This is a genomic window from Pseudomonas sp. HR96 (genome assembly GCF_034059295.1).
Classification (GTDB): Bacteria; Pseudomonadota; Gammaproteobacteria; order Pseudomonadales; family Pseudomonadaceae; genus Aquipseudomonas.
This window is the reverse complement of record NZ_CP139141.1, coordinates 2,655,987-2,675,154: the sequence shown is the minus strand read 5'-3', so window position 1 is coordinate 2,675,154 and position 19,168 is coordinate 2,655,987. Positions and strand designations below refer to the sequence as shown.

Here is a 19,168-nt window from a genome sequence, read left to right as displayed (position 1 = left end):
AGCCCTGCCCATGAAAAAGCCCGAGCCGGTGACCCCGGCTCGGGCTTTTTCATGGGCGCTGAAACCGCCACCGCAACCCGATGTGGGAGGGGGCGCAGCCCCCGAGAGGCCGCAAGGCCGGTGGCATGAACCTAGAAAACCGTCGCCAGCGCCTCGCCGATCACCTGCAGCGCGTCATCGGCCTCTTCCACGATCAACCCCATGCGCATGAAGTCATGGGTCATGCCTTCATAGTCATGCAGTTGCACCGCCACCCCCGCCTCGCGCAGGTGCGCGACGTAGGCCAGGCCTTCGTCGTGCAGCGGGTCGCACTCGGCCAGCAGCACCAGGGCGGGCGCACTGTTGGCCGGGACGGCGCCCAGCAGCGGTGAAAAACGTGGGTCGTGGCGGTCTGCTGGCTGGCGGGCGTACTGCTGGTAGAACCACTCCAGGGTGGCGCTTTCCAGCAGGTGGCCTTCGGCGTAGCGCTGCAATGACGGGGTCTGTGCAGTGGCGTCGGTGACCGGGTAGATCAACACCTGCAGCCGCGGTTGCAATGGCGCCTGGGCCAGTGCCAGTTCGCGGGCGAGCACCGTGGCCAGGCTGGCGCCGACACTGTCGCCGCCGACGGCCAGGCGCTGGGGGTCCAGGCCCAGGGCCGGGGCTTGGCGGGTGAGCCAGTGCCAGGCGTCGAGGGCATCGTTGCAGGCCACCGGAAAGCGCTGCTCGGGGGCACGGCGGTAGGCCACGGCGAGCACCGCGTAGCCGCCCGCTTCGGCCAGGCCGCGGCACAGGCTGTCGTGGGAATCGAGGCTGCCCACTACGTAACCGCCGCCATGCAGGTACAGCAACGCCGGCTGCCCGGTCGCGCCGACCTGGGCGCTGTACAGCCGCGCTTGCAGCTGCGCGCCGTCGCGAGCGCTGATCCAGTGGCTTTCCACCCGCGCCAGCGGCGCGCCCTCGAGCGTGAACTGGGCGGCCGAGCGATCAAATTCGGCCCGCGCCTGCTCGGCGGTCATCTGGTGCATGGGCGTGCGCTGCTCACGGCCGGCCTCGACCAGTTGCAGGTAAGCGGCGATTTCAGGGTTCAACGGCATTGCACAACTCCAGGGCGTGTTCAAGGGTGTCGAGAAACTTGGCCGCGTGCGGCACATCGAAGTGGCCGCCCGGCAGCAGGCAGCCGCGCAGGCCGGGTTGCTGCAATTGCTCGGCGAGCAGGTCGCGGTCATCGTCGCGCTCGGCGACCCACCAGCAGGTCGCAGCCGCCTGCACCGCCGGGCAGCGGTCCAGCTCGCGGGACAGGCGCTTGAGTTGACGGGCCACGGCAAACACCTGGGCCATCTCTTCGGCGCCCAATGCGGCATAGCGGCCCTCGGCGTTCGAGCCGCCGGCCACCAACGCGGCGTGCAGCGCGGCGAGTACGTTGGCGGCGCTTTCAGTCGGCGGCAGCGCCGGCAAGGCCGGGCCCTCCGGCAACAGCACGCTGGCAAAGCCGGCGAGGTCTGCGCGCCAGTCCGGCAGCGGCGCTTCACGCACCCAGGGCGCCGGCACGAAGGGGTCGGCCAGGCCGAGAAACGCCACTTCCTCGCCGTCCTGCTCCAGCGCCGCAGCCATCAGCGTCGCCAGGGTGCTGCCCAGCGACCAGCCGAGCAAGTGGTAAGGCCCTTCGGGCTGGCGAGCCCGGATCATCCGCACGTAGTCGGCGGCCATGGCCGGCAACGACTGATCATCCCAGCTGGGGTCCAGCAGCTTGCGCGCCTGGATGGCAATGACCTGCCGCTGCCCGTCCAGGCGGCGCGCCAACGGTTCATAGTCGAACACCGTGCCGTAGCCCGCGTGCACGCAGAACAGCGGCGCCACCTGGGCCACCTCGGAGTTCAGGGCCAGCAGCGACGAGCGCGGCGAGGTCGGCGCGGTGCCGGTCAGCTCGGCGATGGTCGGCCGCTGGATCAGGTCGCGCAACTTCAGGTTCAGGCCCAGCTTCTTCAGGGCGCGGGCCTTGCCCACCACTTGCAGGCTGAGGATCGAATCACCGCCCAGCTCGAAGAAGTTATCGTGCAGGCCGACCTGCTCGACCTTGAGCACCGCCTGCCAGATGGCGGCCAGGGCCCGCTCCACTTCGCTGCGCGGCTCCACGTAGGCCCGCTGGCTCTGCACTGCCTCGGGCTGCGGCAGGTTCTGCCGGTCCAGCTTGCCGTTGGCCGTGACCGGCAGGCGCTCGAGCCGCAGCCACTGGGCCGGCACCATGTAGTCCGGCAGGCTGGCCTGCAGGCGTGCCTTCAAGGTTTCACACAAGTCCGCATCGGCTTGATGGGCAACGACATAGGCCACCAGGCGCTTGCCACTGGCCCCTTCGCGGGCCACCACCACCGCCTCGCGCACCTCGGGCTCGGCCTGCAGGCGCGCTTCGATCTCGCCCAGCTCGATGCGAAAACCCCGGATCTTCACCTGATGGTCAAGCCGGCCCAGGTAGTCCAGGGTGCCGTCGGCGCGCTGGCGCACCAGGTCGCCGGTGCGATACAGCCGGCCGCCAGCGGCGTCGAACGGGTCGGCGACGAAGCGCTCGGCGGTCAGCCCGGCGCGGTTCAGATAACCTCGCGCCAGCCCTTCCCCGCCCAGGTACAGCTCGCCAGCCACCCCCACCGGCACCGGGTTCAGGTCGGCGTCCAGCACCCAGGCGCTGCGCTGGCCGATACGGCTGCCGATCGGCGCGTAGGGAGCGCCGGTCGGCGTCGCGGCGTCGGCCTTCCAGATCAGCGGCGTGACCACGGTCTCGGTCGGGCCATAGCCGTTGATGATGTACTGCGGCCGCAGGGCCTGGTGCGCCCGCGTGTAACTGGCCTCCGGCACCGCATCGCCGCCGAAGCAGTAGATGCGCATCGCCGGCGGGTTGCCCTCGCGTTCGGCGTGCTCGGCCAGCTGCTGCAGGTACACCGGCGGGAACGCCGCCACGGTGACGCCGTGGGCATGCATGGCCTGGTAGGTCTGCTCGGGGGTCCAGAGCTGATCGTCACGCAGCAGCAGGCGCCCGCCGTGGGCCAGCGCCGTCAGCCAGCGCTCGTGGGCGCCGTCGAAGGCGAAGGACATGAAGTGCAGCTCGCAATCGGCGGCGCTCATCTCGTAGCGCTGGCCGATGGCGGCGATGTGCATGCTCAGCGGGCCGTGGGCCACGGCCACGCCCTTGGGCTGGCCGGTGGAGCCGGAGGTGTAGATGACGTAGGCCAGGTTCTGCGCCTGCACCGGCACCACCGGCGCCACGGCCGGCTGGGCGTTGAGGTCCAGCGCATCCAGGCACAGCGCCTGCACATGGTTGGGCACCGGCAGACTGTCGAGCAGCGAGCTGTGGGTCAGCAGCAAGGCCACCCCGGAATCGTCCAACAGATAGGCCAGGCGTTCGCGCGGATAGGTCGCGTCCAGCGGCACATAGGCGCCGCCGGCCTTGAGCACCGCCAGCAGCGCGACGATCAGCTGCGGGCTGCGCGGCAGCGCCACCGCCACCCGCACTTCCGGACCGACGCCTTCGCCCAGCAGATGATGCGCCAGCTGATTGGCCTGGCGCTCCAGCGCGGCAAAGCTGAGGACCTGCTCGCCGCAGCGCAGCGCCTCGCGGTCGCCCTGCTCGGCCGCCACCCGCGCCAGCCAGCTGTGCATCGGTTCGCGCGGGGCAGCCGGGGCCAGCTGGTTGCATTGTTGCAGGCGCTGCTGTTCTTCGGCGCCGAGCATCGGCAGGTCGCCCAGGGCCCGGAACGGGTCGGCGGCCATCGCCAGCAGCAAGGTTTCGAAATGCCCGCGCAAGGTCTCGCATGCAGCGCCGTCCAGGCAATCGCGACGGTACAGGTATTCGATTTCCAGGCAGCGGCCGACGGACACGGCCAGGTCCATGGCAAACGAGGTGACGTCCACCGACTCGCTGGCGCCGAAACGCAGCGAGCCTTCGCCGGCGCGGTCCAGCGCCTCGCCCAGGGGGTAGTTCTCGAACACGATGATCGAGTCGAACAAGGCCTGGCCGCTCTGCCCGGCCCAGCGCTGCACGCGGTACAGCGGCGTGTGCTCGTGCTCGCGCAGGGCCAGGTTGGCCTCCTGCACTTCGCGCAGCCATGGACCCACCGCAGCCTGCGCCTGGGGGCGCTGGATCACCGGCAGGGTGTTGATGAACAGGCCGAGCATGTCCTCGGCCTGCGCCAGGTCCGCCGGGCGCCCGGCCACGGTGCTGCCGAAGGCGACGCTGTCCTGCCCACTGTAGCGTTGTAACAACAGCAGCCAGGCACCTTGCACCAGGGTGTTCATGGTGATGCGCTGGGCCTGGGCAAAGGCTTGCAACTGCGCTGTCTGCGCCTCGCTCAGGCGGGTGTGCACGGCGCCGTGGCCAGGCTGCGGGTCGCGGCTGGGGATGACCTCGGCCAGCAGCGTCGGGGCTTGCAGCTGCGCCAGGCGCTCGCGCCAGAAGCGCTCGTCGGCGGCGTCGTCCTGACGTCCCAGCCAGCTGATGTAGTCGCGGTAGCTCGGCGCTGCCGGCAAGGCCTGCGGCTGCTCATAGGCGCCGAGCACCTCGCCGAGCAGGCGCGCGCTGCTCCAGCCGTCGAGCAGGATGTGGTGGCTGGTCCAGATCAACTGCCAGTCCTGCGCGCCACGTTGCACCAGCATCACCCGCTGCAGCGGCAGGCGGCCCAGGTCAAAGCCCTCCTCACGCTGCTCGCGTTCGAAGCCTTGCAGCTGGCTGGCACTCCAGTGCCGGCCATCGATGACCTGCACCGCCGCCGCCAGCTGGCGCACCACCAGCTGCAAGGGCGCCTCGCCCTGCCAGACGAAGCAACTGCGCAGGATCGCGTGGCGGTCCACTGCTGCCTGCCAGGCCGCGCGCAACCGTTGCGGGTCCAGGCCGCTGACCGCGACGCTGAGCTGGTTGACGTATTGCCCCGACTGCGGCGTGTCCAGGGCATGGAACAACATGCCTTGCTGCATGGGCGACAGTGGGTAGATGTCTTCGACCGCGGCCTGGTCCGCCAGCAGCGCGTCGAGCTGGAGCTGGTCGAGACCGGCCAGCGGGAAGTCCGAGGGGGTGCAGCCGCTGGCGCTGGCGCAGTGCTCGACGATCGCCTGCAACTGCTGGTTGAATGCTGCGGCCAGCCCCTCGATGGTGGAGGGCTGGAAGCGCTGGCGGTCGAACACCCAGGTCATGCCCAGCTGGCCGCCCTGCACCTGGCCGTCGATGTTCAGCCAGTTGCCCAGCGGCGCATCGGCGCCTTGGCTCGCGCCGGCGCTCTCGTCGGCCAGGCGCAGCAGGGCCTGGGCATCGGCGCTGGCATCGAGCTGGCCAAGGTAATTGAAGGTGACCCGAGGCTGCGCCAGGGCGGCCATGGCGGCTTGTCGCTCAGGCGCGCCGAGGTAGCGCAGCACGCCGTAGCCCAGGCCTTTGCCAGGCACGCGGCGCAGCTGTTCCTTGACCGCCTTGATCGCTCCGTCGAGGCCCGCGCCAGGCGTCAGCTGCAGCGGATACAGGCTGGTGAACCAGCCGACGCTGCGCGACAGGTCCAGGCCCGCGCCGAGGTCTTCGCGGCCGTGGCCTTCCAGTTGCACCAGCGCCGTTGGAGTGGCAGTCCAGGCGCACAATACCCGCGCCAGGGCCGTCAGCAGCAACTCGTTGACCTGGGTGCGATAGGCCGCCGGCGCCTGCTTGAGCAGACGTTCGGTCAGCGCGGCGTCGAGCCGGGTTTGGACCACAACCACGGCTGCCTCGCCGTCGCCATCGCATGGCAGGTCGACTGAAGTCTGCGCCAGTTGCTGTTGCCAGTAATCGAACTCGGCCGCCAGCGCCGGGCTGCGGGCATATTCGTGCAGCTGCTCGGCCCACGCCTGATACGACGTGGACTTGGCCGGCAGGCGCAGCGCCTCGCCGCGCTGCTGTTGCTCGTAGGCCAACTGCAGGTCGTCAAGCAGGATCCGCCACGACACACCGTCCACCACCAGGTGGTGAATCACCAGGTGCAGCCGCTGGCTGCCGTCGGCCATGTCGACCAGGGTGGCACGCAGCAGCTCGCCCTTGGCCAGGTTGAGGCTGGCCTGGGCCTGGGCACAGATTCGCGCCAAGGCCTGGGCATCGGCCGCCTGGGCCTGTGCAAAACCGCTGGGCACCTGGGCCAGGTGGCGCGCCTCGGCGCCTTCGGCAAAGCTCAGGCGCAAGGCATCATGCTGCTCGACGATTGCCTGCAACGCGCGCTCGAGCCACGCCGCCTGCAATGGCGCCCGGGCGTGCAGCAGCAGCGCCTGGTTCCAGTGGTCGCGGTTGGCGATCGGCTCCTCGAAGAACCAGCGCTGGATCGGCGTCAGCCGGCAGCCGCCCGTGACCGGCCCCTGATCCGCGCCAAGGCTCGGCACAGCGCCGGCGACGCGGGCGAGTTTCTCCACGGTCTGGTGCTGGAACAGGTCCTTGGGCGTCAGCAGGATGCCGGCGCGGCGCGCGCGGCTGACCACCTGCAGGGAGATGATCGAGTCGCCGCCCAGCTCGAAGAAATTGTCGGTGACGCCCACCGCTTCGACTCGCAGCAACGGCTGCCAGATGTCCACCAGCGTCTGCTCCAGCGCCGTGCGCGGGGCCACGCCAGCGGCACGCTGCAGGCTCGGCGCCGGCAGGGCCTGGCGGTCGACCTTGCCGTTGGGGTTGAGCGGCAAGGCGTCGAGCACCACCAGGTGACTGGGCACCATGTAGTCCGGCAGTTCCTGTTGCAGATGGCTCTGCACGGCGTTGCGCAGCGCCAGCGGGTCAGCGCCGGCCACGGCGGGTACCAGGTAGGCCACCAGCAGGCGAACCTGGCCTTCTTCGCGAGCCATGACCAGGGTTTCGCGCACCTGGCTCTGGGCGAGGATCTGCGCCTCGATCTCGCCGATCTCCACGCGAAAGCCGCGGATCTTCAGCTGATGATCGATGCGCCCAAGGTATTCCAGCACACCGTCGGCGCGGTAGCGCACCAGGTCGCCGGTGCGGTACAGCCGGCCGCCCTCGCGGCTGCTCGGGTCTGCGATGAAGCGCTCGGCACTGAGCCCCGGGCGCCCGTGGTAACCGCGCGCCAGGCCGAGGCCGCCGACGCACAGCTCCCCGGCCACCCCCGGCGGCACCGGGTTCAGCTGACCGTCCAGCACCAGGCAGCGGCGCCCGGCCAGGGCCGCGCCGATCGGCACGCTGTCGCCCGCCCCGGCGGCGCAGTCATACACCGTGGAGACCACGGTCGCTTCGGTCGGGCCATAGGTGTTGAGCAGGCGCACCTGCCCCAGGCCCGCCTGGGCCCACAGCCGCACGCCCTCCACGGACATGGCTTCGCCACCGGCATGCACCTGGCGCAACGACCCGTAGTCCCGTGGCCCGGCCTGCAGGCAGTCCTGCACGAACACGTGCCAGTAGGCGGCGGGCAGGTCGGCCACGTTGATGCCCTGTTCGAGGATTTCGCGGTACAGCCGCTCGCTGTCCCACAGCTCGCCGTCGCGGATCACCACGCCGGCGCCGACGCACAGCGCCGGGTACAGCTGCTCGACGAAGCCGTCAAAACTGTAGGTGGCAAACTGCAGCACCCGGTCCTGTTCGCTCAGGGCGCAATAGTCCACCGCCAGCGCGCAGAAATCGGCCAGGGCCAGGTGGTCGATCAGCACGCCCTTGGGCTGGCCGGTCGAACCCGAGGTGTAGATCACGTAAGCCAGGTTGTGCGGCGCCAGGGCCACCCCAGGATTGCCGGCCGGCCTGTCGGCGAACCACTCGGCCGAGGGTGGCAGCGCCAGGGTCGGCACGTCCAGTTGCAGGCCGTCGCTGAGCAGCAGCGCGATGCGGCTGTCTTCGGCCATGTAGGCCAGGCGCTGGGCCGGGTAGCTCGGGTCCAGCGGCACGTAGGCGGCGCCGCTCTTGAGCACCGCAAGCAGGGCGATGGCCATGTCCACCGAGCGGCGGATGGCCAGGCCGACCCGCACCTCGGGGCCGGCGCCTAGCTCACGCAGCTTGTGCGCGAGGCGGTTGGCGCGCTCGTTCATCTGCCCGTAGCTGACCTGCTCGGCGCCGCAAGCCAGCGCCAGGGCCTCGGGCCGGCGTGCGGCCTGGGCTTCGATCAGGGTGCAAATGTTGCCTTGATAGTTGAACAGGGCCGGCTGCGGGTTGAGCTGCTTCAGCTGCTCGACCGCGCCAAGCAGGGCCAGCTCGCCCAGCAGCGCATGAGGCTGTTCGAGCAGGTGGGTCATCAGGCGCTGCAATTGGCTGGCCAGCCACTCGATGGTCGGCGCGGCAAAATGCTGCTGCAGGTAGCCGAACTCCAGGTGGATGCACTCGCCCACCAGCACGCTGAGGGTCAAGGGGTAATGGGTTTTCTCTTCGACGCGCACCGCGCCGAAGCGCAGCCCCTGCCCGGCTGCCTGTTGCAGCTGCGCAGCCACCGGGTAGTTTTCGAACACCAGCAGGGTGTCGAACAACGCCTCGCCGGCCTGGCCGGCCCAGCGCTGGATGTCGGCCAGCGGCGTGTATTCGAACTCGCGCAGGCCCAGGTTGCGGTCCTGCACCTGCTGCAGCCATTGGCGGCAGCTCAGCTCGGGGCGCGGCTCGGCGATCACCGGCAGGCTGTTGATGAACAGGCCCAACTGGCTTTCCACCCCGGGCAGGTCTGCCGGGCGCCCGGACACCGTGGTGCCCATGGCCACCACAGGTTGCCCGGTGCAGCGTTGCAGCAGCAACAGCCAGGCCGCCTGGACCACGGTGTTGAGGGTCAGGTTGGCGGCCTTGGCCGCCTGGCTCAAGCGCCGGCTGAGGGCGGCGTCGAGCGCCTGCGCATGCTCGCCGTGGCCGTCCAGCGGCGGCCAGGCACCACGGGGCAAGGCGCTGGCCAGGCGCGTGGGCGCCGCCAGCGGGCGCAGCTGTTCGCTCCAGAAGCGCTGGCTGGCGGCGGCATCGCGCTGCGCCAGCCAGGCCAGGTAGTCGCCGAAACGCCCGGCCGCCGGCGGCGTCTGCCCGCTGTAGCGCTGCATGACCTCGGCGAACAGGCGCGACGTACTCCAGCCGTCGAGCAGGATATGGTGGCTGGTGTAGATCAGGTGATGACGGTCGCCCGCTGTGGGCACCAGGGTCAGGCGCAGCAGCGGTGGCCGCGCCAGGTCGAAGCCGCGGGCATGCTCGGCTGCCGCCAGGGCGTCGAGGTCCAGGGGCCCGTGCAGCACCTGCATTGGCACTTCGAGCCGGCGATGGATCGCCTGCAACGGCTGGTCGGCATCCCAGACGAAGCCGGCGCGCAGCACGTCGTGGGCCTGCAGGCTGGCCTGCCAGGCCGCGCGAAAGCGCGCCAGGTCGAGGCCGTCGATGTCCACCCGCAGCTGGTCGACGTAGGCCTGGCTGTCGCTGGCATAGAGGCTGTGGAACAGCATGCCCTGCTGCATCGGCGCCAACGGGTAAAGGTCGTCCAGGCCTGGTGCGCCAAGGCTGTCCAGACGCGCCTGGTCGATGCGCACCAAGGCCACGTCGCTGGGGGTCAGGCGCGCGACCAGAGGGCTGCGGCAATGCTCGATCAACGCCCGCAGCTCGTCGGCGAAGGCGCTGGCCAGCGCCTCGATGTCGCTGGCGCCGAACATCTGACGGCTGTAGGTCCAGCTGATGCTCAGTTGCTCCTGGTACACCTGGCCGTTGAGGCTCAGCCAGTTGTCCAGCGGCGCCTCGGCACTCTGGCTCGGGCCGCTGTGTTCGGCTGCCGGGCCGAGCAGCGCGTCGGCGAAGCCGGCGTCGAACTGCCCGAGGTAGTTGAAGGTGACGCGCGCCGGCGGCAGCGCGGCCATCGCCTCCCGCACCGCCGGCGGCGCCAGGTAGCGCAGCAGGCCATAGCCCACGCCCTTGCGCGGCACCGCGCGCAGCTGCTCCTTGACCGCCTTGATCGCCGCGCCGGGTTCGCCCAGCGGGCTCAGGCACACCGGGTACTGGCTGGTGAACCAGCCGACGCTGCGCGACAGGTCGAGGTCGTCGAACAATTGTTCACGGCCGTGCCCTTCCAGGTTGACCAGGCAGGCTTGAGCACCGCTCCAGCGGCACAGCACGCGGCCCAGGGCCGTCAGCAACAGGTCGTTGACCTGGGTGCGGTAGGCCGCCGGCGCCTCTTGCAGCAGGCGCCGGGTGCTCTCGGCATCCAGCCGGGTGAACGCCTGCGCGGCCTGCTTCCCGGCCAGGCTGGCGCGGCTGTCGGCCCCGGGCAGGGTCGCCTCGGCAGCCGCCAGATGCCCCTGCCAGAACGCCAGCTCGGCGTGCTGCGCCGGCTCCTGCGCCAGCTGCACCAGGCGCTCGGCCCAGGCCTGGTATGAGCTGGACTTGCCCGGCAGGCGGATGGCCGCGCCGCGTTGCTGCTGCTCGTAGGCCAATTGCAGGTCTTCGAGCAGCAGCCGCCAGGACACACCGTCGACCACCAGGTGGTGAATGACCAGATGCAGGCGCTGGCTGCCGTCGGCCAGGTCGATCAGGGTGGCGCGCAGCAGCGGGCCATGGCGCAGGTTCAGCGCGGTGTGCGCCGCAGCGCAGAGGCGTTCCACGGCGGCGCCATCGGCCGCCTGGGCCTGATGCAACAGCTCGCCGGGCTCATCGCGGTGCCAGGCCGCGCCGTCCTCGGCAAAGCTCAGGCGCAAGGCGTCATGGTGCTGCACCAGCGCTTCCAGCGCCGCCGCCAGCAGGCGCGGCTCAAGCGGTGTGCGGCTTTGCAGCAGCAGCGCCTGGTTCCAGTGGTCGCGATGGGCAATGGGCGCGTCGAAGAACCACTGCTGGATCGGCGTCAAGGCGCAGCCGCCGCTGACCCTGGCATGGTCGGCGACGGCGGCCTCGACCTGCTGCACCACCCGGGCCAGGCGTTCCACCGTGGGGTTCTGGAACAGGTCCCTGGGGGTCAGCAGGATGCCGGCGTGGCGCGCGCGGCTGACCACCTGCAGAGAGATGATCGAGTCGCCGCCTAGCTCGAAGAAGTTGTCGGTGACCCCCACCGTCTCGACCCGCAGCAACGGCTGCCAGATGTCCACCAGCGCCTGCTCCAGCGCCGTGCGTGGGGCCACGCCAGCGGCACGCTGCAGGTTCGGCGCCGGCAGGGCCTGGCGGTCGACCTTGCCGTTGGGGTTGAGCGGCAAGGCGTCGAGCACCACCCAGTGCGTCGGAATCATGTAGTCGGGCAATGCCGCGCCGATCTCGGCCAGTAGCACCTGACGCAGCTCATCAGGCTCGGCCTGCGGAGCATTGGCCACCAGATAGGCCACCAGCGACTGCCGGCCGGCCTCGCCCACAGCCACCACCACCACCTCGCGCAGGCGCCCGCTGGCCAGCAGGTGCGCCTCGATCTCGCCGATCTCCACGCGAAAGCCGCGGATCTTCAGCTGATGATCAATGCGCCCCAGGTACTCCAGGACGCCGTCGGCGCGGTAGCGCACCAGGTCGCCGGTGCGGTACAGCCGGCCGCCTTCGTGGGTGCTCGGGTCAGCGATAAAGCGCTCGGCACTGAGCCCCGGGCGCCCGTGGTAACCGCGCGCCAGGCCGAGGCCGCCAATGCACAGCTCGCCGGCCACCCCCGGCGGCACCGCGTTCAGCTCGGCGTCCAGTACCAGGCAGCGGCGCCCGGCCAGGGCCGCGCCGATCGGCACGCTGTCGCCCGCCCCGGCGGCGCAGTCATACACCGTGGAGACCACGGTCGCTTCGGTCGGGCCATAGGTGTTGAGCAGGCGCACCTGCCCCAGGCCCGCCTGGGCCCACAGCCGCACGCCCTCCACGGACATGGCTTCGCCACCGGCATGCACCTGGCGCAGCGGCCCGTAGTCCCGTGGCCCGGCCTGCAGGCAGTCCTGCACGAACACGTGCCAGTAGGCGGCGGGCAAGTCGGCCACGCTGATGCCCTGTTCGAGGATTTCGCGGTACAGCCGCTCGCTGTCCCACAGCTCGCCGTCGCGGATCACCACGCCGGCGCCGACGCACAGCGCCGGGTACAGCTGCTCGACGAAGCCGTCGAAGCTGTAGGTAGCAAACTGCAGCACCCGGTCCTGTTCGCTCAGGGCGCAATAGTCCACCGCCAGCGCGCAGAAATCGGCCAGGGCCAGGTGGTCGATCAGCACGCCCTTGGGCTGGCCGGTCGAACCCGAGGTGTAGATCACGTAGGCCAGGTTGTGCGGCGCCAGGGCCACCGCAGGATTGCCGGCCGGCCTGTCGGCGAACCACTCGGCCGAGGGCGGCAGCGCCAGGGTCGGCACGTCCAGTTGCAGGCCGTCGCTGAGCAGCAGCGCGATGCGGCTGTCCTCGGCCATGTAGGCCAGGCGCTGGGCCGGGTAGCTTGGGTCCAGCGGCACGTAGGCGGCGCCGCTCTTGAGCACCGCGAGCAGGGCGATGGCCATGTCCACCGAGCGGCGGATGGCCAGGCCGACCCGCACCTCGGGGCCGGCGCCTAGCTCACGCAGCTTGTGCGCGAGGCGGTTGGCGCGCTCGTTCATCTGCCCGTAGCTGACCTGCTCGGCGCCGCAGGCCAGCGCCAGGGCCTCGGGCCGGCGGGCGGCCTGGGCTTCGATCAGGGTGCAAATGTTGCCTTGATAGTTGAACAGGGCCGGCTGCGGGTTCAACTGCGCCAGCTGTTGGGCTGCACCCAGCAGGGCGAACTCACCCAGCGGCGCCTCGGGCCGCTGCTGCATGGCGTCGAGCAGAGCGGCCAGCTGCTGGCTCAACTGCTCGACCTGGGCGGCGCTGAAGTGGCTGCGCCGGTAGGCCAATTCGATGTCGATCGTTGCGCCCGCCAGTACGCTCAGGGTCAGCGGATAGTGCGTCTGCTCCTGCACCGTGACCTTTCCGAAGCGGGGCATCGACAGTGCCGAGTGACCCTGCAGCTGCTCGGCCACCGGGTAGTTCTCGAACACCAGCAGGGTGTCGAACAGCGCCTCGCCGGCGTGGCCCGCCCAGCGCTGGATGTCCGCCAGCGGCGTGTACTGGAATTCGCGCAGGGCCAGGTTCTGCGCCTGCAGGCCTTGCAACAGTTCGCCCAGCGCCAGGCTCGGCGGCGGCGCGACGATCACCGGCAGCGAGTTGATGAACAAGCCCAACTGACGCTCCACCCCGGCCAGCTCCGCCGGCCGCCCGGACACAGTAACGCCCAGGGCCACCGCCTGCTGGCCGCTGTGGCGCTGCAACAGCAGCAGCCACGCCGCCTGCACCAGGGTGTTGAGGGTGACCTTGCGGGCCCGGGCGAACCCTTGCAGGCGCGTGGTCTGGGCGTGGTCCAGGCGCAAACGCGATTCGCCGTGGCCTACGGCGGACGATGGCACGCCAGCCAGGCGGGTCGGCGCCGTCAGCGGGCGCAGTTGCCCGCGCCAGAACGCCTCGGCCTGGCGCCCATCGCGGCCGCCCAGCCAGGCCAGGTAGTCGCCGAAGCGCCCGGCCGCCGGTGGGGTCTGGCCCGCGTAGCGCTGCAGCACCTCGGCGAACAGCTGCGAGGTGCTCCAGCCGTCCAGCAGGATGTGGTGGCAGGTGAAAATCAGGTGGTAGCGCGTGGCGTCAAGGCGTATCAGGGTCAGGCGCAGCAGCGGCGCCCGGGCCAGATCGAAGCCCTCGGCCTGTTCGCGCTCGGCCAGGGCCTGCAGCGCTTGCTGCGGATCAACCTGTGCACGCCAGTCGAGCAGTGTCATGGGCAGTTGCGGCTGGCGCGCGATGACTTGCAGCGGCTCGGCCAGGCCGTCCCAGAGAAAGCTGGCGCGCAGGCTGTCGTGGGCCAGCAGCGCGCCCTGCCAGGCCTGGCGGAAGGCGTCGACGTCAAGCCCCTCGATGTCCACCCGCAGCTGGTTGACGTAGGCAGCGCTGTGCGGCGCATACAGGGCATGAAACAGCAGGCCCTGCTGCAGCGGGGCCAGCGGGTACACCGCCTCGACCTGCCGGACGGGCAGTTGCAGGGCGTCCAGCGCCGCCTGGTCGAGGCCCGTCAAGGGCGCGTCGCTGGGGGTCAGCGCGCCTGCCTCGGGGGCTGCGCAGTGGGCCACCAGCGCGCTCAATTCCGTGCCGTAGGCGTCGGCCAGGGCCTGCATGTCGGCTTCATCGAACATCGCCGCGCTGAAGCTCCAGTCCAGGCTCAAGGCGCCGGCATAGACCTGGCCGTTGATGCACAGCCAGTTGCCCAACGCCGAGTCGGCGCTCTGCTCGGCGCCACGGGCCTCGCTGGCCGGGCGGATCGCGCCGTCGGCGGCAAAGCTGGCGTCGAACTGGCCGAGGTAGTTGAAGGTGACCTGGGGTGCCGGCAGCTCGGCGAGCAGCGCCCGGGTCGCAGCGTCACCCAGGTAGCGCAGCAGGCCGTAGCCGATGCCCTTGTGCGGCACCGCGCGTAGCTGCTCCTTGATGGCCTTGATCGAATCACCGAGGTCATCGGCCGGGGTCAGCTGCAGCGGGTAGGCGCTGGTGAACCAGCCGAGGGTGCGCGACAGGTCGATGTCGTCGAACAGCGCCTCGCGACCATGACCTTCGAGCTGGATCAGCGCGCTGGGCTCGCCGCTCCAGCGGCACAACACGCGCGCCAGGGCGGTCAGCAACAGGTCGTTGATCTGCGTGCGGTAGGCCGCCGGGGCGTCCTGCAGCAGGCGCCGGGTCAGCTCGCGGTCCAGGCGGGTCACCACGCGCCTGGCCTGGGCCTGGATGCATACCCCTTGCGGACGCGGGCACGGCAGTTCGCGGGTGCGGGTCTGGCGCTGCCAGAACGCCGCTTCGGCGAGCAGGTGCGGTTGCCGAGCATGGGCTTGCAGGCGCTCGGTCCAGGCGCTCAAGGCGCTGGTGCGGGCCGCCAAGGTCGGTGTCTGCCCGGCCGCGCACTGCGCGCAGGCTTGTTGGAGGTCGTCCAGCAGGATGCGCCAGGACACGCCGTCCATGACCAGGTGGTGCACCACCAGCAGCAACCGCTGAGTGCCGTCGGCCATCGCCACCAGCAGCGCGCGCAACAGCGGGCCGGCCTGGGGATCGAGGCTGCGTTGAGCCTCCTCGCAATGGGCCAGCAGCTGCTCGGCGTCGGCGGCCTGGCGTTGCCACAGTGGCAGCGGGCGCGCAGCGGCGTAGCGCGCGCTGCCGTCGCTGGCAAAGCACAGGCGCAGGGCATCGTGGGCTTGCAGCAAGGCGTCGAGGGCCTGGCTCAGGTGCGCCGGCTGCAGGCTGCCGTCGGTCTGCAGCAGCACCGACTGGTTCCAGTGCGGCTGCAGGCCGTGGGTTTCGAAGAACCACTGCTGAATCGGCGTCAACCGGCACGGCCCCTCAGCCGGGGCCTGGACGATCAGGCTCGGGCGGGCCTCGCCCGCAGCGCTCGCCAGGCTTTGCAGGCTCTGGTGCTGGAACAGGTCCTTGGGGGTCAGGCTCAGGCCGGCGGCGCGGGCGCGACTGACTACCTGAATGGCGATGATCGAATCACCGCCCAGCTCGAAGAAGTTATCGTGCAGGCCGACCTGCTCGACCTTCAGCACCGCTTGCCAGATGGCGGCCAGGGCCCGCTCCACTTCGCTGCGCGGCTCCACGTAGGCCCGCTGGCTCTGCACCGCCTCGGGCTGCGGCAGGTTCTGCCGGTCCAGCTTGCCGTTGGCCGTGACCGGCAGGCGCTCGAGCAGCAGCCACTGGGCCGGCACCATGTAGTCCGGCAGGCTGGCCTGCAGGCGTGCCTTCAAGGTTTCACACAACTGCGCATCGGCTTGATGGGCGACCACATAGGCCACCAGGCGCTTGCCACTGGCCCCTTCGCGGGCCACCACCACCGCCTCGCGCACCTCGGGCTCGGCCTGCAGGCGCGCTTCGATCTCGCCCAGCTCGATGCGAAAACCCCGAATCTTCACCTGATGGTCAAGCCGGCCCAGGTAGTCCAGGGTGCCGTCGGCGCGCTGGCGCACCAGGTCGCCGGTGCGATACAGCCGGCCGCCAGCGGCGTCGAACGGGTCGGCGACGAAGCGCTCGGCGGTCAGCCCGGCGCGGTTCAGATAACCCCGCGCCAGCCCTTCCCCGCCCAGGTACAGCTCGCCAGCCACCCCCACCGGCACCGGGTTCAGGTCGGCGTCCAGCACCCAGGCGCTGCGTTGGCCGATACGGCTGCCGATCGGCGCGTAGGGGGCGCCGGTCGGCGTCGCGGCGTCGGCCTTCCAGATCAGCGGCGTGACCACCGTCTCGGTCGGGCCGTAGCCGTTGATGATGTACTGCGGCCGCAGGGCCTGGTGCGCCCGCGTGTAACTGGCCTCCGGCACCGCGTCACCGCCGAAGCAGTAAATGCGCATGGCCGGCGGATTGCCCTCGCGTTCGGCGTGCTCGGCCAGCTGCTGCAGGTACACCGGCGGGAAAGCCGCCACGGTGACGCCGTGGGCGTGCATGGCCTGGTAGGTCTGCTCGGGGGTCCAGAGCTGATCGTCACGCAGCAGCAGGCGCCCGCCGTGGGCCAGCGCCGTCAGCCAGCGCTCGTGGGCGCCGTCGAAGGCGAAGGACATGAAGTGCAGCTCGCAATCGGCGGCGCTCATCTCGTAGCGCTGGCCGATGGCGGCGATGTGCATGCTCAGCGGGCCGTGGGCCACGGCCACGCCCTTGGGCTGGCCAGTGGAGCCGGAGGTGTAGATGACGTAGGCCAGGTTCTGCGCCTGCACCGGCACCACCGGCGCCACGGCCGGCTGGGCGTTGAGGTCCAGCGCATCCAGGCACAGCGCCTGCACATGGTTGGGCACCGGCAGACTGTCGAGCAGCGAGCGGTGGGTCAGCAGCAAGGCCACCCCGGAATCGTCCAGCAGATAGGCCAGGCGTTCGCGTGGATAGGTCGCGTCCAGCGGCACATAGGCGCCGCCGGCCTTGAGCACCGCCAGCAGCGCGACGATCAGCTGCGGGCTGCGCGGCAGCGCCACAGCCACCCGCACTTCCGGGCCGACGCCTTCGCCCAGCAGATGATGCGCCAGCTGATTGGCCTGGCGCTCCAGCTCGGCAAAGCTGAGGACCTGCTCGCCGCAGCGCAGCGCCTCGCGGTCGCCCTGCTCGGCCGCCACTCGCTCCAGCCAGGTGTGCATCGGTTCGCGCGGGGCAGCGGGGGCCAGCCGGTTCCAGGCCGCCAACTGCGCCTGCTCCTGAGCGCCGAGCAACGGCAGCTCGCCCAAGGCTTGCTGCGGGTTGGCGACGATGCCGGCCAGCAGCGTCTCGAAGTGCTGGCGCCACTGCTCGATGCGGGCACGGTCGAACAGGTCGGTGGCGTAGCTGAAGGTCGCGCTCAGGCCACCCTGCGCGTCCTCCAGGGTGTCCAGGCCCAGGTCGAACTTGGCCCAGGGGCTCTCCAGCGGCAGGGGTTCGACGCTCAGGCCCGCCAACGAATCAAAGGCACGCAGGTCGCGGCGCTGGTGATTGAACATGACCTGGAACAGCGGGTTGTAGCTCAGGCTACGCTCCAGGCCCAGGCCGTCGAGCAACTGCTCGAACGGCAAGTCCTGATGGGCCTGGGCCTGCAGGGCGCTGTCCTTGACCCGGGCCAGCAACGCGCTGAACGGCTCGCGCGGGTCCAACCGGCTGCGCAGCACCTGGGTGTTGACGAAAAAGCCTACCAGGCCCTCGCATTCCAGGCGGTGACGGTTGGCCACCGGCACTCCCAGGCACAGGTCCTGCTGGCCGCTGTGGCGCTGCAGCAGGACCTTGAACGCCGCCAGCAGCAGCATGAACAGGCTGACGTCCTGCTGCCTGGCCAGGGCGCGTAGACCGGCCGCCAATTCGCTGGGCAAGGTCCACGCCAGGCTGGCGCCTCGGTTGCTCTGCAAGGCGCCACGCGGGCGATCGCTTGGCAATTCCAGCGGCGGGCGTGGCGCGGCCAGCTGCTCGCGCCAGTAATCCAGCTGGCGTTCGGCTTCGCCGGCCTGGAGCAGGCTGCGCTGCCACAGCGCGTAGTCGGCATAGCTGATCGGCAGCGTTGGCAAGGTGGCGGCGCGTCCCTCGCACAGGGCTGGGTAGAGCGCGGCGAACTCGCCGATCAACAGGTTGAGCGACCAACCATCGGCAACGATGTGATGCAGGGCCAGCAACAGCAGGTGCTGGTGTTCATCCAGACGCACCAGGTGCACCCGCAGCAGCGGGCCTTGTTCGAGATCGAATGGCGCGGCGGCCGCCTGTTGCAGATGCGCCTGGGCTGCGGCCTCGCGGGCCGGGGCCGGCAGCTGGCTGAAGTCGGCCTCGGCCAACGTCAGCGCCGCGTCGGCCTGCACCGTCTGCAACACCTCGTCGTCGTGCTGGGCGAAGGTGGTGCGCAGCGCCGGGTGGCGCTGCAGCAGTGCCTCGAAGGTGGCCGTCAACGCCGCCCGGTCCAGCGCGCCGTTCATCCGCACCGCGCTGCCGAGGTTGTAGGCGCCGCTGTCGCGGTCCATCTGCCAGAGCACCCACATGCGCCGCTGGGCGAATGACAACGGCGTCGGCCCCTGTACCGCCACACCGCCAGGAATCGGCCACTGGCCGATGTCCAGGCCTTCAGCGCGCAGGGTCTGCCAGAAGCGGCTGCGCTTGTCGGCGGACAGGCCGATAAAACGGCGGGCCAGTTGCGCGGATTCGTGTGCGTTCATCAGGTTCATCCCATCGCCGCGCTCCAGCGAGCGCCGTATTGATCGACTGACAGCCTGTTGCGAGGCTGTGGTTCATCAAGGTTGACGAAGGGGGTGGGGGGATCTTTAACGGGGGGGTGTTTGGCGGGGATACGGTAGGGCCGCCATGCGCCTGGCGGGAGGTTCAATATGGCCACCATCGGCCGCCCGCGCGGCCTATCGCCAGCTTCGCCGGCTCCTACATCTGTTTCGATTTATGTGCATCCAATGGCATCTCCTATGACCGCCTTTGATGTTCGACGATAGACCGCCAAGCACCAAGGCGGTCATAGGTGGTCTGTCTGGAACGGCACGTTCGAAGCAAATGTAGGAGCCGGCGAAGCTGGCGATAGGCCGCGCGGGCGGCCGGTGGTGGCCGTGATTGCATTTCAGGCAGACGTGGGAGGGGCAAAGCCCCGAGAGGCCGTCAGGCCGGTTTGATCTTCGGGCGCCCGGCGAAATGTCCAATAGGGCCACCAGCGGCCGCCCGCGCGGCCTCTCGCCAGCTGCGCCGGCTCCTACATCTGTTTCGAGTTATATGCATCCAGTGACATCTCCTATGACCGCCTTTGATGTTCGGGGCGGTCATAGGTGGTCTGTCTGGAACGGCACATTCGAAGCAAATGTAGGA

The 19,168-nt window shown here is 70.2% G+C and carries 2 protein-coding genes and 1 pseudogene; all 3 read right to left on the bottom strand.

The window, feature by feature from the left end:
- Nucleotides 1-131: 131 nt before the first annotated feature.
- Nucleotides 132-1,076: an alpha/beta hydrolase gene (locus SFA35_RS12080; RefSeq protein ID WP_320578630.1), complete on the bottom strand. Its 945-nt coding sequence runs from the start codon at nucleotides 1,074-1,076 to the stop codon at nucleotides 132-134.
- Nucleotides 1,060-8,196: an amino acid adenylation domain-containing protein gene (locus SFA35_RS26725; RefSeq protein WP_414058543.1), complete on the bottom strand. Its 7,137-nt coding sequence runs from the start codon at nucleotides 8,194-8,196 to the stop codon at nucleotides 1,060-1,062. Before SFA35_RS26725 ends, SFA35_RS12080 begins: the two co-directional genes overlap by 17 nt.
- A pseudogene (locus tag SFA35_RS26720) lies at nucleotides 8,188-18,327 on the bottom strand (amino acid adenylation domain-containing protein); the annotation flags it as partial. The pseudogene SFA35_RS26720 and the gene SFA35_RS26725, both read right to left, overlap by 9 nt.
- Nucleotides 18,328-19,168 lie beyond the last annotated feature (841 nt).

Excerpts from the sequence above, each read along its gene's own strand:
- SFA35_RS26725 (WP_414058543.1), bottom strand. The coding sequence starts at position 8,196 with ATGACCCACCTGCTCGAACAGCCTCATGCGCTGCTGGGCGAGCTGGCC.
- SFA35_RS12080 (WP_320578630.1), bottom strand. The coding sequence starts at position 1,076 with ATGCCGTTGAACCCTGAAATCGCCGCTTACCTGCAACTGGTCGAGGCC.